We start from the raw sequence: 662 nt of genomic DNA, 5'->3' as shown, positions 1-662 counted from the left end.
CGCGGCCGGTGTCGTCGGCGTACTCCACGAGCGGGGAGTGCAGGCACTCCAGGATGGTGGGGTTGGCGCGCAGGGCCAGCTCGCAGAAGCGTTCCAGCTCCCAGCTGAACTGCTCCTCGGCCGGGCCCTCGACGTGCGTCGGCGGCTTGTCGAAGCGCCAGAACAGGGGGGTGGGGGCGAGGAACACGCCCCGGCGGTCGGTGTCGCTGTCCTCCGTCGCCAGACCGAAGGCACGCGACCCCATGACGCAGGCGTAGACGGTGTGGTCGCGGACCAGGGTTTCGGGGCGCACGCGCGGGAGCGTACGCGGCGGGTCACCCCAGGTGGATCGAATTTCCCTCCACCGTGATCCGCTCCTCGGGCAGCGGCCTGGTCGCGGGGCCGCGCTCGACCGAGCCGTCGGCGATGCGGAACCGGCTGCCGTGGCAGTCGCAGTTGATCGTGCCGTCCGAGACGTCGGCCACGACGCAGCCCTGGTGCGTGCAGATCGCCGAGAAGGCCTTGAAGTCACCCTTCTCCGGCTGGGTCACCACCACCTTCTCGGCCTTGAGGACCGTGCCCCCGCCCACCGGGACGTCGCCGGTCGCGGCCAGCTCCTGTCCGGCGGAGGGAGTCGGTGCGGCGGTGCCGGACGAGGTGTCCCCGTCGCCCCCGTCGCCCCC

General features: G+C 72.5%; 2 protein-coding genes. Both read right to left on the bottom strand.

Annotated features, from left to right (window positions below):
- Positions 1 to 292 (bottom strand): nucleotidyltransferase domain-containing protein (locus tag B7L92_RS38515; RefSeq protein ID WP_174704097.1); only part of this gene is annotated, 292 nt, incomplete at its 3' end.
- A 22-nt stretch (positions 293 to 314) separates the two neighbouring features.
- Positions 315 to 662 (bottom strand): Rieske (2Fe-2S) protein (locus B7L92_RS38510; protein ID WP_081241676.1); only part of this gene is annotated, 348 nt, incomplete at its 5' end.

The organism is Streptomyces viridosporus (assembly GCF_002078235.1).
GTDB classification, from domain to species: domain Bacteria; phylum Actinomycetota; class Actinomycetes; order Streptomycetales; family Streptomycetaceae; genus Streptomyces; species Streptomyces viridosporus.
This window is presented reverse-complemented; position numbering and strand designations above follow the sequence as displayed.